Source organism: Aeromonas sanarellii (genome assembly GCF_000820085.1).
Taxonomy (GTDB): domain Bacteria; phylum Pseudomonadota; class Gammaproteobacteria; order Enterobacterales; family Aeromonadaceae; genus Aeromonas; species Aeromonas sanarellii.
The window spans coordinates 15,513-36,069 of sequence record NZ_CDBN01000032.1; the positions used below are offsets into that span (position 1 = coordinate 15,513).

The following is a 20,557-nucleotide window of genomic DNA, read 5'->3' on the forward strand; positions in this document are numbered from 1 at the left end:
CTATTCGATGGGAATGCGGTGGGGCGCCGGAGTCACCGTCTGTTTGGGCAGGCGCAGGGTGAGGATGCCGTTGTCGAACCTGGCGCTCACCTGCTCCGGTGACACCTCCACCGGCAGCTCGACGGTGCGCGACACGCTGCCAAAGTAGCGCTCGCTGCGCAGGGCACGTTCATCCTTGTTCTGGCTGTCAAACTGGCGGATCTCCGCCTTCAGGGTCACCAGCTTGCCATGCACGTCCACTTGTATGTCCTCCCGGGCAACCCCGGGCAGCTCGGCCTGCAGCAGATAACCGCCGTCGCTCTCCCGCACATCCAGCTTGATCTGGCTGGGCAGCGGATCCCCGTGCAGGGGGCGGATATAGAAGCCGGAGGCCATGTCGTGGAACAGGTCATCAAACAGGCTGGTGCGGCTCGGTAGCAAACTCATTTGATTCCTCCTTCTGGTGCACACGAGGCATGGACGGGCATCCGCCCCTCTGCGGAACGCCGGGATCTGCCTCTCTTCAAGTCTAAAAACCGGGCCGGCCTTCGCCATTGCCATTTCGCCTCTCCTTGATGAAGATCAAGGGTGCGGCGTGCATTTTTGCGATCCGCTCCCGGCGGGAAAAAGCGGGGGCTCGGCCCGCGTCCGATTGCCTGTCTGCGGACTTTGATGGCACACTTCCTTCACCAGCCCGCAGCGCCTGATGCAAGACAGATGCAGACACCGGATCCCGCACCAGAGAAGAAAGCCCAGCCCAAGTCCAGGCATATCCTGCTGGTCAACGAGCAGCGTTCCTTTCAGATGATGATGAAGGCGATGCTGATCAACATCGGCATCAACCGGATCACCTACACCAATTCCGCCGACGAGGCGCGCCGCCGCTGCCAGAAAGAGAGTTTCGACATCTATCTGCTCGACTACGAGCTGGGGTCCGGGGAAAACGGCCGCCAGTTGCTGGAGAGCCTGCGGGATCAGAAGCTCATCCCCCCCCAGAGCGTGGTGATCATGGTCAGCAGCGACGGCTCCCGCGCCATGGTGCTGAGCGCGCTGGAGGCCGAACCCGACGAATACCTGATGAAGCCCTTCTCCCAGGAGCAGTTCTCGTTTCGCCTCAAACGCGCCCTCGCCCGCCGCCAGGCCCTGGAGAGCGTCTTCACCGCCCTCACCCGGGACGATCTGCCTGCCCTGGTCGAGGCCTGTGCCAGACAGGCCGACACGGCGCCGCGCTTCGCCAACTTCTGCCGCTGCCTGCAGGCCGACACCCAGCTCAAGCTGGGCCAGGCGAAGGAGGCCCGCAGCCTGATGCGCCAGCTGCTGGCGGGGCAGGAGAACAGCTGGGCCCGGCTGACCCTGGGCAAGGCCTGCCACACCCTGGGGCTGCATGAGGAGGCGGTGAGCCACCTGCAGGCGACCCTCAAGCACACTCCCCTGATGGTGGAAGCCTACCTCTGGCTGGCGGAGTCCCTGCAGGCCCTGGGCAAGGAGGAGCAGGCCCAGCAGGAGCTCAGGCGGGCGGTGGACATTTCCCCCCAGTCGGTGCAGCTCTCCCGCCGGCTGGCAGAGGTCTGCCTGCTGCGCCACGACTACGCCCAGGCCAAGGACGTGCTGCTGTCCCTCATCGACCTGTCGCGCAACTCCATCCACCGCACGCCGCATTATCTCGGGGCCTACATCCAGACCCTGACCCTCTACGCCCTCAACAGCAACGACGGCTACCACATCGCCAACCTGCAAAAGCAGGTGAACTCGGCCCTGTCGCGCATTCGCGACTCTCTGATGATGGCGGAGTTCAACTACCCGGTGTTCGAGCAGATCTGCCAGGCCAGGGTGCGCATCGCCCTCGGGGAGCTGCTCAAGGGCAAGAAGATGCTCTATCGCGCGAACCAGAACTGGCTGGACAAGCCGGACACCATGCCCCCCGCCCTGCTCGGCGAGACCATACTCGCCCTCTACCAGCTCGGGGAGTTCGAGTACGCCGAGAGCCTGCAGGGACTGCTGGCGGAGGATGAGGACAGGCTGCTCACCACCTGCATCCGGGTGACCCGGGACGACAAGACGGTGCAGGAGCGCCGCCAGCGTTACCAGCAGCTCAACGATCTGGGGATCAAGGCCTATCAGGCCGGGGAGCTGGAGCAGGCCCTCGGCCATTTTCGCGAGGCGCTGCGCCGGGCTCCCGCCAATACCGGGGCGGCCCTCAACAAGATCCAGGTGCTGCTGCAACTGATGCAGAAGAACCGCAAGAGCCCGGAATTTGGCGCCGAGTGCAGGGAGACCCTGGACGTGCTGGAGGGCATTCCCCTGAACCCGGCCCAGCAGGAGCGTTTTCGCAAGCTGCGCCAGGAATACCACCAGAGCAGCTGATCTGCCGCTCGTCCCCTCACCTATGCTGATACTGACTCAGGGAAGGGAGGGGCAACGCCATGGGAATGTGCCGATACCTGGTGGCCGATGGCCGCCACTGCTGCGAAGAGGCGGGAGAACAGGATCTGTGTCGCTGGCACGATCCCAAGGGCGATCACCACTCCCCGGGCACCGCCGAGGCGCTGGAGCACTATGTGCGCCAGGGAGGCCTGTGCCACGGCCTGCAACTGGCCCGCGCCGAGCTGGCCGGCCTCAACCTGGTGAACAAGGGGGCGCCGGAAGGCTTTCTGCTGGAGCAGTGCAACCTCTATCGCGCCAACCTGCGTGGCGCCCACCTCTACGGCATCCGGATCAAGGGCGGCAGCCTGATGAAGGCCGATCTGAGCGAGGCCAACCTGCACTGTGCAACCCTCGACGACGTCAACCTGCTCGGCATTCGCTGGAAGAACACCCGGCTCGACAACCTGGACACCGGCAGGCGGCTGATGCAGGACAGAAAGGGGCGCCGCGAGCGTGACCCGGCACAGGCCCGCGTCTGGTTCAAGGAGGCGGAAGAGACCTACCGGGACCTGCGCAAGGCCTCGGAAGCCCAGGGCATCTTCACCATGTCCGGGCGCTACATCCAGCAGGAGCTCACCATGCGCCGCCTGCAGATGCCGTTCTGGTCCTATCAGCGCTTCGCCTCCTGGATAGTGGATCTCTTCTGCGGCTACGGCGAGGCCCCCATGCGGGTGGTGCTCTTCTCCCTGCTGCTCATCGTCATCTGCAGCATCTTTTACTTCTTCTGCGGCCTCAACTTCGCGGGCAACCACCTCATCTACCGCCCGGACGCCCCCCTGGAGCAGAACGCCATCTTCCTGCTGGAATGCCTCTATTACAGCGTGGTGACCTTCACCACCCTGGGCTATGGGGACTTCACCCCGGTCGGCCTGTCGCGGATCTTCGCCGCCTTCGAGGCCTTCACCGGCAGCTTCACGCTGGCGCTGTTCGTGGTGGTGTTTGTCAAGAAGATGACCCGCTAAAAACCTGTCCACGATCTTGCTGCGAGGCCGCTGCCAAGGCTCATGTGCTCCTCGCTTATGTGTAGCCAGGAGCTCTCATGTATACATATACACTCCGGTTCCTCTGCTGCGCTTCACCTTGCTGACAGCCTCTCGCGACAGATCGTGAACAGGTTACCGAGCCGCTGCGCCAGTCACAGCCCCCGAACTTGCATCCATCGCGGATTCCTAGTCCAATAAGCGACGAACAAAAACGACATGAGCACCCCGAACATGAAGATCATCTCTTTCAATATCAATGGCCTGCGCGCCCGTCTTCATCAGTTGCAAGCACTTATCGACAAACACCAGCCGGATGTGATCGGCCTGCAGGAGATCAAGGTCCACGACGAGGCCTTCCCGGTGGCGGACGTGGAGGCCATGGGCTATCACGTGGAATTCCACGGCCAGAAGGGTCACTACGGGGTGGCCATCATGAGCAAGCAGAAGCCGCTCAAGGTGCAAAAAGGCTTCCCCACCGATGAGGAAGACGCCCAGCGCCGCATGATCATGGCCGACTTCCAGCGGGAAGATGGCTCCATCATCACAGTGATGAACGGCTATTTCCCGCAAGGGGAGAGCCAGGATCACGAGACCAAGTTCCCGGCCAAGCAGAAGTTCTATGAAGATTTGCAGCACTACCTCGAGACCCACCACAGCCCGGACGACCAGATAGCGCTGATCGGGGATATGAACATCTCCCCCACGGATCTCGACATCGGCATCGGCGAGGCGAATCGCAAGCGCTGGCTGCGGGATGGCAAGTGCTCCTTCCTGCCCATCGAGCGGGAGTGGATGGAACGGCTCAAGGGGTTCGGCCTGACCGACACCTTCCGCGCCGCCAACCCCACCGAGTGCGAGCGCTTCTCCTGGTTCGACTACCGCTCCAGGGGCTTTGACGAGAACCGGGGTCTGCGCATCGACCTCATCATGGCCTCCGACGCCCTCAAGGACAAGGTGACCGAGACCGGCATCGACTACGAGCTGCGCGGCATCGACAAGCCCTCCGATCACGCCCCCATCTGGACCTGCTTCGCCTGATCCCGGCCGTCGGGCTGCCCTGTCACTCCTGACCCTGAGCCCCCGCCACGCGGGGGCTTCTTCGTCTGCCAAGCCGGCATTTCTTAATCCATATCAACTCTTTGGCAGATGGTACAGGTCGAACCTTGACCTTCTCCTATAGGTAAGGTTTACATTCATCCCATACGTCACAGGGAACCTGCACCATGTTGTCATCGAGATTGCCCACAGCGCTCATCGCCCGGCTATTGCTGGCGCTGGTGCTCGTCTGCAATCTCACCCTGTGCATCGGCTGGCATGGGGTGGCCACCCCCCTCCCGGGCGACGCATCCGGTCCCATCCTGACCCCGCCACAGCTCTCCCTGTCTCATGGGCTGCACCAGAGCGGGCCGGTACGGCACGCCGCCATGACCCCTGACCAGATCGACACCGCCTCCCTCTCCTGCCATTCGGGCACACTGAATGCGGGGACCCTGCCGGGGAATGAGTGTCAAATGCAGCCCGGCTTCTCCGGCGCCGCCAGTGCGCCCCCCCTGCTCGGCATGCTGCTGTCACTGCTGTTGCTGCCCCTGCTGTTGCTCCCCTCTTCGTGGAATATCGGCCCCCTGCTGGACAACTGGTTGCGGGATCCCTTCCTGCGCCTGCGTGGTACCCATCCCCCCTCCTGGCCCAGACGGCATCTGATGCTGTCCGTGCTGCGCCATTAGAAACCGCTTCTCCCGTTAGCCCGGGCGATGGCACTGCCATCGCCATGCCGTGCAGCGGCCGATCCATCGGCCCTGCCCCTATGGTCGGCCAACCCCGTCCGCCGAGCGCCAGCACCGCATCCGCTCAAGGCCGGACGATGGCCCGATACGAGAGAAGAAGTACCATGTCATCATCCAAGACATTTGCGCCCCGTGGCGCCCTGCCCTCCCGCACGCTCTGCCTGCAGACTCGCGCCGGAGGCCAGTCATGAACAAGACGCTGATCCTGTCTGCCCTGCTGCTCGCCCTCGGGGCCGGCGGCGGCTACTGGGCCGCCAAACAGACCACGGATGGCGCCAGCGCCGAGAAGCAGCCCCTCTACTGGGTCAACCCCATGGATCCCCGCGACAAGCGCGACGGCCCCGCCAAGGACAACATGGGGATGGACTTCATTCCCGTCTATGAGGAAAAACAGGAAGGGTCGCCCGGCACCGTCACCATCAGCCCCGAGATCCAGCAGAACCTGGGGGTGCGGCTTGCCAAGGTGGAGAAATTGCCTATCCACCAGCAGGTCGAGACGGTGGGCTACGTCGGTTATGACGAGGACAGGCTGGAGGCGGTCAACGCCCGCATGGCGGGCTGGATCCGCACCCTCGCCATCAAGAGCGAGGGGCAGCAAGTGAGCAAAGGCAGCCTGATTTACGAGCTCTACGCTCCGGATCTGGTCAACGCCCAGCACGAATACCTGCTGGCCCTCAACACCACCAACCCGCTGCTGCTGCGCGCCGCCGAGGGCAAGCTGAAATCCCTGCAGGTGCCGGCGGATCAGATAGCGGCCCTCAAGCGCAGCCGTCAGGTGCAGGATACGGTGCGCATCTATGCCCCGAGCAGCGGCTATGTCTCCGAGCTGAAGGTGCGCGAGGGCCAGTATGTGGAGCCCGCCGCGGCCCTGTTCAACATCAGCACCCTCAAGCAGGTGTGGGTGAGTGCCGAGGTGTTCGAGCGTCAGGCCGCCCAGCTGAAGGTGGGCGATCCGGTCACCATGACCCTGGACTACGCCCCGGGCCGCCAGTGGCAGGGTCGGGTCGATTACCTCTACCCGACCCTGGATGCCGCTACCCGCACCCTCAAGGTACGGCTGCGCTTCGCCAACCCGGACGAGTTTCTGAAACCCAATATGTTCGCCAAGGTGACGATTCAGACAGGCAAGGGCGAGCCCCGACTGGTAGTGCCGAGCGAAGCGGTGATCCGCACCGGCAGCCAAGACAGGCTGGTGCTGGCGCTGGGGGATGGCAGCTTCAAGTCGGTGGCCGTCACCCTGGGCCCCCAGTTTGGCGACAAGGTGGCCATCAAGGCGGGGGTCGAAGCGGGGGACAGCATCGTCAGCTCGGCCCAGTTCCTGCTCGACTCGGAGTCGGCCATCGACTCGGACTTCCAGCGCATGACGGCGGTGCGCCCCGCCCAGATCTGGACCCAGGGGGAGGTGCAAGGCATCGACCTGGCCGGGCGTACCCTGATGGTCGCCCACCAGCCCATCCCCGAGTGGCAGTGGCCCGCCATGGAGATGGAGTTCACCGTGGCCGAGGGGGTCGACATGAGCAAGCTGACCGAGGGACAGACCCTGCACCTGCAGGTGATGCAGGAGGGGGATGAATATCGCATCACCACCATCCATCAGGAACAAGCGCCAGTAACCGGCGACGCCACCAAGCCAGCAACGGATGAGATGGAGCAAATGGAAGGCATGGACCATGGCCAGCATCAGATGGCGATGCCCGAGATGGAGAAGAAGTCATGATCCCTGCCATCATTCGCTGCCTGACAGGCAACCGCTCTCCGCTCTCTGCACCCAATGAGCAAGGAGCCCAACCATGATCCCCTCGATTATTCGCTGGTCCGTGGGCAACCGCTTCCTGGTGCTGCTATTGACCCTCATGCTCACCGCCTGGGGGCTCTGGTCGGTCAAACAGACCCCGGTGGACGCCCTGCCGGATCTCTCCGACGTCCAGGTGATCATCAAGACCTCCTACCCCGGCCAGGCGCCGCAGGTGGTGGAGGATCAGGTGACCTACCCGCTCACCACCGCCATGCTGGCGGTGCCGGGCGCCACCACGGTGCGCGGCTACTCCTTCTTCGGCGACTCCTTCGTCTACGTGCTGTTTGACGACGACACCGACCTCTACTGGGCCCGAGCCCGGGTGCTGGAGTACCTGAGCCAGGTTGCGCCCAACCTGCCCGCCTCCGCCCGCCCCCAGCTCGGCCCCGATGCCACCGGGGTGGGCTGGGTCTACCAGTACGCCCTGGTGGACAGAACCGGCAAGCATGACCTCAGCGAGCTCACCTCCCTGCAGAACTGGCTGCTCAAGTTCGAGCTGCAGACGGTGGACGGCGTCTCCGAGGTCGCCACCGTGGGCGGCATGGTGCGCCAGTATCAGGTGCGGGTCGACCCGGACAAGCTGCGCGCCTACGGCATCCCGCTCTCCCTTATCGAGACCGCCATCAAGCAGGGCAACCAGGAGACCGGCGCCTCCGTCATCGAGATGGCGGAAGCGGAATACATGGTGCGCTCGAATGGCTATCTGAAAAGCGTGGAGGATCTGAAGCAGATCCCGCTCGGCACCAATGTGCGCGGCGCCCCCCTGCTGCTGGGGGATGTGGCGGATGTGGTCACCGGCCCCCAGAGCCGACGCGGCCTGGCCGAGCTCAACGGCGAAGGGGAAGTGGTGGGCGGCATCATCGTCATGCGCTATGGCGAGAATGCCCAGCACACCATAGACGGGGTCAAGGCGCGGCTGGCGGAGCTCAAATCCAGCCTGCCGGAGGGGGTGGAGATCGTCACCGTCTACGATCGATCCGATCTTATCCAGCGCGCCATCGACAACCTCTCCGGCAAGCTGGTGGAAGAGTTCGCCGTGGTGGTGCTGGTCTGCCTCGCCTTCCTGTTCCACCTGCGCTCGTCCCTGGTGGTGGTCATCTCCTTGCCCATCGCCATCCTGACCGCCTTCATCGTCATGCACCTGCAGGGGATCAACGCCAACATCATGTCGCTGGGGGGCATCGCCATCGCCATCGGCGCCATGGTGGACGGCGCCATCGTGATGATCGAGAACGTCCACAAGCATATGGAGCGCACCGAGCTGACGGAGAAGAACCGCTGGCGCATCATCACAGAGGCGAGCATAGAAGTGGGGCCCGCCATCTTCTTCTCCCTGCTCATCATCACCATCAGCTTCCTGCCGGTGTTCGCCCTGGAGGCGCAGGAGGGGCGGATGTTCCACCCCCTCGCCTACACCAAGACCTACGCCATGGCCGCCGCCGCCGCGCTCGCCATCACGCTGGTGCCGGTGATCATGGGCTACTTCATCCGTGGCAAGGTGCTGGCCGAACAGGCCAACCCCCTCAACCGCTGGCTGAGCCAGGGCTATGTGCCCCTGCTCAACGCCGTGCTGGCACACCCCAAGACCACCCTGGCCGCCGCCGCCGTGGTCACGGTGGCGGGCTTCTGGCCGCTCCAGCATCTGGGCTCCGAGTTCATACCGCCGCTCGACGAAGGGGACATCATGTACATGCCCACCACGGCGACCAACATCTCGGTGGGCAAGGCGCGGGAGATTTTGCAACAGACCGACAAGCTCATTCGCACCGTGCCCGAGGTGCAGAATGTGTTTGGCAAGGCGGGGCGCGCCGACTCGGCCACCGACCCTGCGGATCTCGTGATGATGGAGACCAGCATCCAGCTCAAGCCCAAGGATCAGTGGCGCCCCGGCATGACCCCGGAGAAGCTCAAGGAGGAGCTCGACTCCCTCATCCGCTTCCCCGGTCTCACCAACGCCTGGGTCCCCCCCATCAAGACCCGCATCGACATGCTGGCCACCGGCATCAAGACCCCGGTCGGCATCAAGATCGCGGGGCCGGATCTCAAGGTGATCCAGCAGCTCGGCCAGCAGCTTGAGCAGATCGTCGGCAAGGTGGAGGGCGCTTCATCTGTCTACGCCGAGCGGGTGGCGGGTGGCCGCTACGTCAAGGTGGACATCGACCGGCTGAAGGCGGCCCGCTACGGCCTCAATATCGCCGACGTGCAGGCGGTGCTCGCCACCGCGGTGGGCGGCATGGAGGTAGGCCAGACCATAGAGGGGCGCGAGCGCTATCCCATCAACCTGCGCTACCCCCAGAGTTACCGCGATTCGGTGGCCAGCCTCGAGCTGCTGCCCCTGGTGACCCCCAAGGGGGAACGCATCGCCCTGGCGGACGTGGCGCGGGTCTACATCAGCGACGAGGCGCCCATGCTGCGCAGTGAAAACGCGCGCCTCAACGGCTGGGTCTACGTGGACATTCGCGGCCGCGACATCGGCTCCTTTGTGGCAGAGGCCAAGTCCGAGGTGGGTAGGCAGCTGGTGCTGCCGGCGGGCTACGCCCTCACCTGGTCCGGTCAATACGAATACATGGAGCGGGCCAAGGCACGCCTCGCCTACGTGGTGCCGCTCACCATCGCCATTATCGTGCTGCTGCTCTATCTGGCGTTTCGCCGCTTCCAGGAGGTGCTGCTCATTCTCACCACCTTGCCGCTGGCGGTGGTGGGCGGGATCTGGACCCTCTGGCTGCTGGACTTCAACCTGTCAGTCGCCGTAGGGGTAGGTTTTATCGCCCTGGCGGGGGTGGCGGTGGAGACCGGCGTCCTGATGCTGGTCTACCTCAACCACGCCTGGGATGACCTGGTGGCGAGCGGCAAGCCGGACAAGGCGGGCCTGCACCGGGCGGTGATCCACGGCGCCGCCCTGCGCCTGCGCCCCAAGATGATGACGGTGGTGACCATCATCGCCGGCCTCTTGCCCATCATGTGGAGCCAGGGCACCGGCTCCGAGGTGATGCAGCGCATCGCCGCCCCGATGATCGGCGGCATGGTGAGCGCCCTGGTGCTGACCCTGCTGGTGCTGCCCGCCGCCTACTACCTGTGGCGCAGCCGGCACCTTGGAAAGCCCGTGCCCGAACAGGCCGAATAATCCGCTTCAAACAACTCTTTTTTGCATAGATGACGAGGAAAACATGATGAACTACAAGACGCTGACGCTGACCCTGCTGCTCGGCCTCGCCACCCACACCGGCCTGCAGGCCGAGGAGATGATGCACCACGAAGGGCACGACATGAGCCAGATGGGACAAATGGACGGCATGAACGAGATGGGCGAAATGACGATGACCAAGGGGGTCATCAGCCGCATCGACGCCCCCAACGGCAAGGTCGGCATCAAGCACGAAGCCATCGAGAACCTCAAGATGCCTCCCATGAACATGGTGTTCCTGCTGGCGGATCCGGCCCTGCTCAAGGATCTGAAGGTGGGGGATGCGGTGCGCTTCCACGCCGAGAACCCGGGTGGCAAGCTGACGGTGACGGCCATCCAGAAACAGTGATGGCGAGACCACACACAATGAAAACGGCGGGCACTGGGCCCGCCGTCGTTTTATCTGCGCTCCCGGTCGGCTTCAGCCGCGAATATGGTCGATAAAGGCGTCGATCTGCTCGCGGCCGCAGGCGGGGTTCATGAATACCGCCTTCTCCCCGGCGATGTAGGAGTACTTGCCGCGCTCGTCGTAGTCCGAGTGCGCCACCGCCTCCACCCAGTTGGTGTAGAGCCCCACCTTGCCGCGCCCGGTGAACAGGCTGCGGTGATACTCGGTGTTGCGCGCCAGCCGCGCCTTGTAGGCCGCGTCCGGGCTGCGGGCCAGCTCGAAGGCGAACTCGGCCTCCGGATCGCTCACCCACTCGGGGTTGTAGATCTTGAAGCCCACGCTCGGCCCCTGGTTCTCCTGGGCCACCAGCTTGACGTTGCCGAGCTGGCTCAGGCGGAAGCGGAAGTAGTTCGCGTTTTGCAGGCAGTGGGCCAGCACGGTGCGATAGCCCTCCACCCCCAGGTAGTTGAGGGCCGCATAGGCGCCGAACAGGCCGCTCGCCCCCCGGGAGCACTCGATGGTGGACTGCAGGTGGGTCTGGCCCTGGATGTCCCGCTCGAAGTAGGAGAAGTTCTCCGGATCGTTCTCCATCGCCTTGAGATCCTCCTGCTCCTTGATCATCACCAGGCTGGAGGTGTAGGGCACATAGCCCCACTTCTGGAAGTCCACGGTGAAGGAGTCGGCGTATTTCAGCTCGGCGAAGCGCGTCACGTTGCGCTCTATACCGGCCAGGGTCGCGGCGTTGATGGCCAGCGGGTTGGCGACGAAGTCGTAATCCAGGAAGAAGATCATCGACCAGCCGATGGCGGCGTCCACGTGGATGTGGGGCTTGACCGCCACCTCGAACCGCTCGCACAGGCGATCCCGCAGCTCGACCACGGGCTTGACCCTGTCCACCCCGAAGGTATCGGTGGTGCCCATGGTCAGCATAATGGTGGGCACCACGTGCTTCAAGGCGAAGCAGGCGGCCAGGGTGCGCTCGAGATCCGCCAGATCGATGTCGTTGTTCTCGCCGACCTGGATGCGGATGGTCTTGTTCTCGATATCCACCCCGAGCAGGGAGAGGTTGGTGATGTTGGAGTAGTGACCGCCCTGGGAGTTGATGATGCGGTAGTCCTGATAGTGACCGAGCCCCTTGTGCTTGGCCTGCGGCAAACTCTTGCGAATGCCGAGCAGGTAGCCATAGAGGTTACAGAAGGTCCCCCCCTGGGTGAAGATGCCGGTGGCGCGGGCCGGATCGTATCCCGCCAGCAGGGCAATCTGGCGCACCACCTTCTTTTCGAGCTCCTCGGCCACCCCGGCATACTCGGAGTAGACCAGGTTGGGGTTGGCGAGGATCCCCATCTGGGCGCCGTAGATGGCGGGATCCGCCGACATGGTGATGACGTTCTCGACGCTGGAGGGGTTCTCCCAGTCTTTGGACAGGGCGCCGGCAAACAGCAGCTCCGTCATGGGCTCCCCCGGAGTGCGCATCTGCGCGGGCACCGGCATGGTTTCACACAAATCCGCGAGGCGGGCACGACCATCGGGCCAGGCATTGAGGCGCGCATCCGGCGCAAGTCCCCTGGCGCGAAACTCGTTGAGGGTGGCGAAACCGGGCTCGCGAAACACCGGCCAGAGATCGGGGTTGCGGGAGAAGAAGTGGGCCTTGACGGTGGCGAAACGGGCGGCGAATGCGGGAGAGACGGCGTTGACGCCGTCGTCTTTCAGGTAAACCAGATCACTCATTTTTATACCCTGGGTACGGCAAAGGTGCGGTTCTTATACCCTCATGACGAAAGCATCAACAGAGACAATATCTAATGCGCCGCCCTACTTTTTGTCATGACTGAGCCCTGACGGGGGCTGGAAATGCCTCCCCCGAGGCGTCCCCCTCGCCGTCTTGTGACCCCGATCACGCCGGTTCGGTCAGCGCAGGGCGGCCAGCAACCAGTGGCAGAAAGGTTCCAGCTCGGCATGTTCCGGGAAATCGGCCCGCCACCCTTGCAACAGGTCGTCGATGGCCTCGGGGCGATAGGCAACCCCGGGCAGGCGCTCGGCCAGCGCATCGAGCGGCGCCGGCTCCAGGCTGTCGCTGAAGATCTGCGCCCGGCCTATCACCCCCTTCTCCACGTCGAAGTGCAGCTCCACCCCGCCCCAGGGGAAGCGCTCCTCCAGCAGGTGGCTGAAGGCGGGCGCCTGGCCGAAGTTCCACTCCCAGCTGCGCTGGCGGGCGAAGGTCTCGGCGAAGCCCGGCAGGTCGGGCATCCGCTCGGGGGAGATATGCTCGGGGGCAACCCGGGTGCCATGGTGGGCGAAGAAGGCCTCGCACAGGGCCTGCACCACCCGCTCATGGCTGATCCCCGGCAACAGCTCGCAGAGGTTGGCGACCCGGCTGCGCACCGAGCTGATCCCCTTGGCCGCCAGCTTCTTGGGGTCGGGATTGAGGTAGTGGGCGAGCCGGCCCAGATCCGCGTCCAGCAGCAGGGTGCCGTGGTGGAAGCCGCGATCCCGGGTCTCCCGGTAGGCCGAGCCAGACACCTTGCGATCCCCGTCCGGGGTCGCCACCAGCAGATCGTTGCGCCCGGAGGCGAACGCCTCCACCCCGAGCCGCTTGAGCGCCTCCAGCACCATGGCGGTGGAGACGCTCTTGTCATACTCCGGCTTGCCCGCCATGAAGGTGAAGCAGCTGTTGCCAAGGTCGTGGAACACGGCGCCACCCCCGCTGCTGCGCCGGGCGAGCGTCACCCCGTCCTCTTCCATGCGCCGGGTGTTGCACTCCTTCCAGGGGTTCTGGGCCCGGCCGATCACCACCGTATTGGCGTTACGCCACAGAAACAGCACCCGCTGGGCGGGGTCCATCTGGCGGAAGATGCACTCCTCCACCGCCAGGTTGAACAGGGGGTCGTGGGAATCGGAAAGCAGCAGGCGCAAGGAGGACATGGCGGGACCTTGTTAGGAAACAGAGAACAGGAAACGGGTGACTACCATACCACCTGGGGGAGGATCGGCGCACCCCCGTGGCCGGGGCGGGCCGCCTGCGCGGGAAAAAGCCTCCACCGTTGGTGCTGCGAGGCGGGTTGACACGCAACCACCAAAAACATGCGTTATATCAATAGCAGACTGCAAGAGTAGCGGCCCAGACGCGCCCCGCATGGCCACCTTTTCTTCCCATCAGGGCGTTTCTTTCGCCCAGACGAGGCGCCAAAATGAGCCGTGCCGCCATCAGGCGTGATGAACGACACAAAAATGACTTTTATTCCCCCCTATATCCTTTCTCGACGGGCCTTGATCCCCTTGCGAACGGACAGAAATTGTTTGACTCTAGCCAGGAGAGCACCTCCCGAGAGAACCGCGGTATGACGGAGTCCGATGCATCCTGCCAGCGTGCGCGCTGGCTTCTGCCCCTCTGGGTGGTGATTTCCACCCTGACCACGCTTCCCCTCAGGGCAGACGAGCACCTCATAGTGCAACTGCCGTGGCAGCACCAGTTCCAGTTCGCCGGTTACTATGCCGCCCTTGCCAAGGGGTTCTATCGGGATGCGGGCTTGCGGGTCACCCTGCGCGAGGCCGGCCCCCGCACCGACGTCATCAACGAGGTGACCACGGGCAGGGCCCAATTCGGCATCCGGGGCAGCGATCTGCTGCTGGCCCGGGCCGCAGGGCGCCCCGTGGTGGTACTCGCCGCCATGCTGCAGCACTCCCCCCTGGTGCTCATCACCCTGGACAGGCCGGACATCCGCACCCCGGCGGATCTGGCCGGCAAGCGCCTGATGCTGGAGCCCGGCGCCAACGAGCTGCTCACCTATCTGCATCACCACACCCGGGACAAGACGTGGGAGACCCTGCCCTATGCGCAGGGGGTGCAGGCGCTGATCACGGGACAGGCGGATGTCATCAGCGCCTACAGCTCCACCGAGCCCTTCGCGCTGGCGCGAGGGGGCATTCCCCACCGGGTGTTCACCCCCAGGGAGATCGGCTTCGACTTCTACGGCGAAAACCTCTTTACCTCGGAGCACGAGATCGTCACCAATCAGGAGAGGGTCGACGCCTTCCTGCAGGCGAGTCTCAGGGGGTGGCGCTATGCCATGGACCACCCCGAGGAGATGATCGACCTCATCCTGACGCAGTACCCCGGCAGGGCCGATCGCGCGCAGCTGGCCTTCGAGGCCCGCGAGACCCGGGCGCTGATGCAGCCCGATATCATAGAGCCCGGCTACATGCAGCCGGAACGCTGGGAGCAGATCGCCAGGACCTACCGGGATGCCGGCATGCTCAAGGCCGTCCCCAACCTGGCCCCCTTCATCTACAACACGGCCCAGGCCCGCCTGCTCCAGCAGCGCCAGCTGTTCGACCGAAGCGTCACTGTGGCCATCCTGGTCACCCTCAGCCTGCTGGTGCTGCTCGGCATCTTCCTGTACCTCTATCTGCGCCTGCGCCAGGAGGCGCTCGACCGACAGCGGCTCACCCAGGAACTGGTCCAGCGCGAACAGCACTACCGCTTCGTGGCGGAAAACAGCGGCGACGTCATCTGGACCATGGACACCGCCAGCCTGCGTCTTCGCTACATCAGCCCCGCCATCTCGTCCCTGAGCGGCTATGAACCCGCCGAACTGCTCAATCTCTCCCTTCGCCGGTTGCTGCCCGATGACTCCTGGGGCCGGTTGCGCGACGAGATCGCCGCCTCCCTGGCCGCCTGGCAGCGGGGGGAGCATGATCGGACCCGGTGCGTCATCCACTCCCAGCTGCGCCACAAGGACGGGCATCTGGTCGCCATCGAGACGGTCACCACCCTGCACGGCAACACCCGGGCCTGGCCGGACGCCATCCTGGGGGTGACCCGGGATGTCACCGAGCGCTCGGCACGGGAGGAGATGATGCGCCGCCTCGCCTTCTACGACCCCCTCACCCAGCTGCCCAACCGCCGCCTGCTGCAGCAGCGGCTCAAGGAGACCATGGTGCAGGCTCCCGAGCGGCCGCTGGCCCTCATCTTCATCGATCTCGACCACTTCAAGCCCATCAACGACACCTTCGGCCACGAGACCGGGGATCAGCTGCTCAAACAGGTGGCGGAGCGCATGCGCCACTGCGTGCGGGAGGAGGACCTGGTGGCGCGCCTGGGCGGCGACGAGTTCGTGATCCTGCTGCCCGATACGGACGCCGCGGCCCTCGCGGTAGCCGACAAGCTGCACCAGAGCCTGCACCACCCCTTCTCGATCGAGCAGCAGGCGCTGTGCATCTCCGGCAGCATAGGGGTGGCCCTCTATCCGGAGCACGGCACCGACCCCAAGACCCTGATGCACCACGCCGATCAGGCCATGTACCAGGCCAAGCACCACGGCCGGGGCCGGGTCTGCCTGTTCGCCGCCGGGCTGGCACCGGACACCCTGCAATGGCAACCCGCCCACGAGTGCGGTCACCCCCGCATCGACGCCGAGCATCGCCAGCTCTTCAGGCTGACCAACCGGCTGCTGGAACGTCTGAACGAGCCAGACGGGCGACCGGATCGACTGCTGGAGGAGATGGAGCGGGTCTTCGAGATGGCCCGCCAGCACTTCGCCGCCGAGGAGCAGGTGCTGGCGGAGCATGACTTTGCCGAGCTGGAGGCCCACCGCCAGGATCACCGGCGACTGCTGAGCATGACCGACCAGCTGATGGCCGCCGCCAGGGCGGGCACCCTGGGCCACGACGAACTGCTCAACTTCATCATCCATGAGCTGGTGGTCGGCCACATGAGCCAGGCCGACCGGCGCTACTTCGCGCTCTTCGAGGCGGGCGACGTCCGGCAGCAGGCGCTCGGCTAGTCGCCGCGCAGGGCGACCACGGGGTCCAGGCGCACCGCCCGCAGCGCCGGGGCGACCCCGGCCAGCAGACCGACCAGGGCGCTGCACCCCAGCGCGAGCAACAGATAGAGGGGATGGAGGCTGAGCGGCAGCCCCGCCGCCAGCAGGGCGAGCAGCAGCTTGAGCCCCCCGAGCAGGACCAGCCCCATGGTCCCCCCCAGCAGCGCCAGCACCACGGCCTCCAGCAGAAACAGCAGCAGGATGCGCCGCCGTGGGCAACCCAGCGCCATCAGCAGGCCCACCTCGGGGATCCGCTCCTGCTGGGCGATGCTCATGATGCTGAAGATGCCGACCGCCCCGATCAGCAGCGAGATGATGCCGAGCCCGCCCACCGCCAGCTTGACGATGGAGAGTATCTTGTCGAGGCTCGCCAGCATGTCCTGCTGGGAGGTGAGGGTAAAGTCCTCGGCGCCGTGGCGGGCCGTCAGCACCCGCCGGATATGGGCCGAGATCTCGGCCTCCGCCCGCCCGGCACCATAGATGACGTCGATCTCCTGCAGCCCCTCCCTGTTGAACAGCGCCTGGGCGTGGGCGGCGGGCAGATAGATCATGTCGTCCAGATCGAAGCCGAGAAACTGCCCCTTGGGAGCCAGCACCCCGGCCACCCGGAAGCGGCGATCCCCGGCCCGCAGCAGACTGCCCGGCGCATCCCCGCCGGGGAAGAGCTCCGCCGCCACCTTGGCGCCCAGCACCGCATAGGCGCGGGGCATGGCGCTGTCGTCCGCGGGCAGAAAACGCCCCTGCACCAGGGTGAGCCGCCAGCCAGAGAGCGCCGCCGGGCCTGTGCCCAGGATGGCGGTGCTGCGGGTCAGCCCCCGGCTGCGCACCTCTCCCTGACCCTGCACCACAGGGAGCGCGGCCTCAACCCCCGGCAATCTGGCGAGGGCGTCGGCATCCTCCAGCAGCAGGGGGCGGCTGCTGGAAAGGATGCCGGGCGGGCCGCCGGCGGTCTCTGTCTTGCCCGGGGTCACCGCGATCAAGCGGGTACCGAACTGGGAGAAGCTGTCGAGCAGATAGAGCCTGAGCCCCTCGCCGATGCCGGTGAGCAGGGTCACCGAGGCGATCCCGATGGCGATGCCGAGCGCCGACAGCAGGCTGCGGCTGCGCCCGGCCAGCAGGGCGCGCCAGAGCCAGAACAGCAGATCGGCGAGGCGCATCAGTCACCGCTCCATTGCCCGCTGCGCAGGCTGCTGACCGGATCTTGTCTTGCCGCACGGGACGCCGGCAGCCAGCTGAAGAAGAGCCCGGTCAAGAGGGCCGCCGGCAGGGTGCAGAGCGTCGCCTGCCAGGGCACCGCCGCCGGGAAGGTCGGCCAGATCAGGCCGGCGAGGGCGACCAGGGCATAGCCCAGCAGGGTGCCGATGAGGGCGCCTCCACCGCTCAGCAGCAGCGCCTCCCACAAGAACAGCCGGCGGATCTGGCGGCTGTCGGCCCCCAGCGCCTTGAGCAGGCCTATCTCCCCGGTCCGCTGGCGGGTGCTGATCAGCGCCAGATTCATCATCATGATGCCCGAGACCAGCAGGCTGATGGCGCCGATGCCGGCGACCGCCAGGGTGAGGGTGGCCAGAATGGTGGAGAAGGTGGCAAGCATGGCGTCGCGCCTGACCACAGTCACATCGAGCACTCCGTGACGCCCCTGCATCAGCTGCTCCAGCCGCGTTACCAGCGGGGGCACCGCCTGCCCGTCCAGCGGCTGGATCAGCAGGCGAAACAGCCCCTCGGTATTGAACAGCCTCATGGCGCTACCGACCGGGATCAGCGCCGCCTCGGCCATGTCCATCCCCAGATTGCTGCTCTGGCTGGTGAAGATCCCCACCACCCGGAAGCGACGATTGTCAAAACGCAGCCACTGGCCGAGGGGATCGATCCGGCCGAACAGCTCCCTGGCCGCCACGGCCCCGAGCAGGACCACAGGCCTGTCCTCTGTGGCCTCCCCCGGCAGCCAGCGGCCGGCGAGCAGCACCAGCCCGTGGGTATGCCGCAGGCCGTTGCTGCTGCCGAGCAGCATGGTCTGGCGCACCCTGGCCCCCTGCTTGGCCTCGGCAAAGCCCATCACCAGCGGCACCAGCCTGAGCCGGGGCTGATGCTGGCCAAGGTAGCGCATGTCATCTAGGGTGATCTCCCGCAGGCTGTTGCCGGTCACCGGCGGCAGCCCGCCCGTGGTCTCCTTGCGACCCGGGAACATCACCAGCAGATCCTTGCCAAGGGTGCTGAACTGGTCGGCCACATAGCGCCTCGCCCCCTCCCCCAGCGCCGTGAGCAGCAGCACCGAGGTGACGCTCAGGCTCACCGCCAGGATCAGCACCAGCGCCCGCGTGCGCTGACGCAATAACGCCACGGCGGCGAAGCGGATGGCATCGGGGCGCCGCATTCAGTTACCACCGCTGTCGCTGCCGATGCGACCATCGTTCATCAGGATCCGCCTGCCCGCCCGCTCGCCGAGGCGCGGGTCGTGGGTCACCACCACCAGGGTGATGCCCTGCTCCCGGTTGAGCCCCTCGAGCAGGGTGATCACCTCTTCCCCGGAGCGGGAGTCCAGGTTGCCGGTGGGCTCGTCCGCCAGGATGAGGCGCGGCGCCATGGCCATGGCCCGGGCGATGGCCACCCGCTGGCGCTGGCCGCCGGAGAGCTCGGCGGGCCTGTGGTCGGCCCGGTTGTCCAGCCCCAGGCTCGCCAGCAGTTGCTGGCTGCGGCGATGACGTTCGGTGGGGGCGACGCCGCACAGCATCAGCGGCAGCTCGACGTTCTCGCGGGCGGTGAGGCGGGAGACCAGGTGAAACGACTGGAACACGAATCCGATACGATGGCCGCGCAACCGGGCCAGCGCCGGCTCTGGCAGGGTGGCGGTGTCCTCCCCCCCCAGCCAGTAGCGCCCCTCGTCTGGCCTGTCCAGCAGCCCCAGCACATTGAGCAGGGTCGACTTGCCGGACCCCGAGGGGCCCATCACCGCCAGATACTCCCCCTCGGCGACCCGCAGGGAAACGCGATCGAGGGCGGCCACCTCGCTCCCCCCCAGGGTGAAGCGACGGCTGACCGCCTCGAGGCGAATGAGATCACTCATCCACCGGCTCCGTGGCGGCGGTGAAGGGCCCCTCCCCGGCTATCTGGCCGGGCTGAGCCGCCAGCCGGTCACCGGCGGCGAGCCCCTCTGTGACCTCAACCCAGCTCCAGTTCTCCACGCCCCAGCGAGGCCGGACCCGCACCAGCCTATCCCCCTCCAGCCGCAACACGCTGCCATCGTCGGCCCGGCTGCTGGCCGCCACCCGCAGCACATCGGTGGCGCGAGTCACCTCCACCTCGAGATCGGCGCTGTAGCCGATGAGCAGAGGCACGTCGCCGGGCGGGGCGGTGATCGCCGCCTCCACCTCCACGGTGCGGGCCTGCTTCTCCAGCTCCTTCACATAGGGGGCGATGCGGGTGACGGTGGCGGCGAGATCGCGCCCTGGCATGGCGTCGAGCAGCACCCGGGCGCGCTGGCCCACCCTGAGGCGGGCGGCATCCACCTCGTCGATGGGGGCTGAGACATACAGACAGTTATCGTCGATAAGATCGATGACCGGGGGCATGGCTACCCCGGGGGGTGAGGGCGTCATGTATTCGCCTAGCTTGCTGTTGACCTCGGCCACCACGCCGGCAAAGGGCGCCAGCAGGCGCCGCTCGGTCAGGCGGGCCTCCACCTGGGCGACCAGCGCCTCGTCGACCCGCTCCTGCTGGCGGGACGCCCGGCAGATGTAGCGGCGGGTATCGGCCAGGTTCTGGGCCTGCTCGGCCAGGGTGCGGGAGGTGAGGTTCTTGGCGAGCAGGGTGGCGAGGCGGCTGGCCTCCCGCTCGTAGTAGGTGGCCTCGCTGCAACGCTCCTCGCGCTGGGTCTTGCCGAGGGCCTGCTGGGCCCGGGCACGGTCGAGATCGGCGCGAATGTCCTCACTCCAGAGGGTCAACAGCAGATCTCCCTGCGCCACCCTGTCCCCAGCCTTGACGGCGATCCGCTCCACCACGCCGCCAGCTGGCAGGCTGAGCCCGGCCCGCTGGCACGACTTGATGGTGCCGGCCCGGGTGTTGACCACGGTGACGCGCACCTCGCCGCGATCCACGCTCACCAGCGGGACGGGCGTCGCCACCGGGCGCAGCCACCATGCCAGGACGGCCACCGCCACCCCGGCGCCCGCCGTCCACCACAGCCAGCCTCTCTTCATCGCGC

Annotated in this window: 15 protein-coding genes; 8 read left to right on the top strand and 7 right to left on the bottom strand. The window is 65.9% G+C overall.

Features of this window, described 5'->3' with window-relative positions; all coding sequences use genetic code 11:
• Window positions 1-426, bottom strand: a complete 426-nt coding sequence (locus tag BN1132_RS06325) for an Hsp20/alpha crystallin family protein (RefSeq protein ID WP_042076053.1) — start codon at window positions 424-426, stop codon at window positions 1-3.
• Between the two features lie 270 nt (window positions 427-696).
• On the opposite strand from BN1132_RS06325, the gene BN1132_RS06330 reads away from it, so the two are divergent.
• The 7 genes from BN1132_RS06330 to BN1132_RS06360 all read left to right on the top strand — a co-directional run bounded on the left by BN1132_RS06330 (window position 697) and on the right by BN1132_RS06360 (window position 10,498).
• On the top strand, window positions 697-2,343 hold the full coding sequence (locus BN1132_RS06330; RefSeq protein WP_042076055.1) for a response regulator: 1,647 nt from the start codon (window positions 697-699) through the stop codon (window positions 2,341-2,343).
• 59 nt (window positions 2,344-2,402) lie between these two features.
• A complete protein-coding gene (locus BN1132_RS06335) occupies window positions 2,403-3,365 on the top strand; it encodes an ion channel (RefSeq protein ID WP_042076058.1) in 963 nt (320 codons plus the stop codon).
• 252 nt (window positions 3,366-3,617) lie between these two features.
• Window positions 3,618-4,424 (top strand): exodeoxyribonuclease III, encoded by an 807-nt coding sequence (xthA, locus tag BN1132_RS06340; protein WP_042076059.1) that lies wholly within the window; start codon window positions 3,618-3,620, stop codon window positions 4,422-4,424.
• Between the two features lie 185 nt (window positions 4,425-4,609).
• Window positions 4,610-5,110, top strand: a complete 501-nt coding sequence (locus tag BN1132_RS06345) for a hypothetical protein (protein WP_042076060.1) — start codon at window positions 4,610-4,612, stop codon at window positions 5,108-5,110.
• Window positions 5,111-5,357: 247 nt separating this feature from the next.
• Window positions 5,358-6,887: an efflux RND transporter periplasmic adaptor subunit gene (locus tag BN1132_RS06350; protein ID WP_042076062.1), complete on the top strand. Its 1,530-nt coding sequence runs from the start codon at window positions 5,358-5,360 to the stop codon at window positions 6,885-6,887.
• A 73-nt stretch (window positions 6,888-6,960) separates the two neighbouring features.
• Complete coding sequence (locus BN1132_RS06355) at window positions 6,961-10,089, top strand: efflux RND transporter permease subunit (RefSeq protein WP_042076065.1); 3,129 nt, start codon at window positions 6,961-6,963, stop codon at window positions 10,087-10,089.
• Window positions 10,090-10,135: 46 nt separating this feature from the next.
• On the top strand, window positions 10,136-10,498 hold the full coding sequence (locus BN1132_RS06360) for a copper-binding protein (protein WP_042076068.1): 363 nt from the start codon (window positions 10,136-10,138) through the stop codon (window positions 10,496-10,498).
• 72 nt (window positions 10,499-10,570) lie between these two features.
• On the opposite strand, the gene BN1132_RS06365 is transcribed toward BN1132_RS06360, so the two are convergent.
• Together BN1132_RS06365 and BN1132_RS06370 are read right to left on the bottom strand one after the other, a co-directional pair.
• Window positions 10,571-12,265 carry a pyridoxal phosphate-dependent decarboxylase family protein gene (locus BN1132_RS06365; RefSeq protein WP_042076070.1) on the bottom strand — a complete coding sequence of 565 codons (1,695 nt, stop codon included), beginning with the start codon at window positions 12,263-12,265 and terminating at the stop codon, window positions 10,571-10,573.
• Between the two features lie 180 nt (window positions 12,266-12,445).
• Window positions 12,446-13,459: a lipoate--protein ligase gene (locus tag BN1132_RS06370; protein WP_042076071.1), complete on the bottom strand. Its 1,014-nt coding sequence runs from the start codon at window positions 13,457-13,459 to the stop codon at window positions 12,446-12,448.
• A 416-nt stretch (window positions 13,460-13,875) separates the two neighbouring features.
• On the opposite strand from BN1132_RS06370, the gene BN1132_RS06375 reads away from it, so the two are divergent.
• Window positions 13,876-16,320: a diguanylate cyclase domain-containing protein gene (locus BN1132_RS06375; RefSeq protein ID WP_042076074.1), complete on the top strand. Its 2,445-nt coding sequence runs from the start codon at window positions 13,876-13,878 to the stop codon at window positions 16,318-16,320.
• Here BN1132_RS06375 and BN1132_RS06380 read toward each other — a convergent pair.
• The 4 genes from BN1132_RS06380 to BN1132_RS06395 are packed head-to-tail and all read right to left on the bottom strand — an operon-like array spanning window position 16,317 to window position 20,552.
• A complete protein-coding gene (locus BN1132_RS06380) occupies window positions 16,317-17,516 on the bottom strand; it encodes an ABC transporter permease (protein WP_042076075.1) in 1,200 nt (399 codons plus the stop codon). The genes BN1132_RS06375 and BN1132_RS06380 overlap by 4 nt on opposite strands.
• Window positions 17,516-18,730 carry an ABC transporter permease gene (locus tag BN1132_RS06385; RefSeq protein WP_042076078.1) on the bottom strand — a complete coding sequence of 405 codons (1,215 nt, stop codon included), beginning with the start codon at window positions 18,728-18,730 and terminating at the stop codon, window positions 17,516-17,518. The genes BN1132_RS06380 and BN1132_RS06385 overlap by 1 nt, the downstream gene beginning before the upstream one ends.
• Window positions 18,731-19,420, bottom strand: coding sequence for an ABC transporter ATP-binding protein (locus BN1132_RS06390; protein ID WP_042076080.1), 690 nt, complete (start codon window positions 19,418-19,420; stop codon window positions 18,731-18,733).
• Complete coding sequence (locus BN1132_RS06395; protein WP_042076083.1) at window positions 19,413-20,552, bottom strand: efflux RND transporter periplasmic adaptor subunit; 1,140 nt, start codon at window positions 20,550-20,552, stop codon at window positions 19,413-19,415. The genes BN1132_RS06390 and BN1132_RS06395 overlap by 8 nt, the downstream gene beginning before the upstream one ends.
• Window positions 20,553-20,557: the final 5 nt, after the last annotated feature.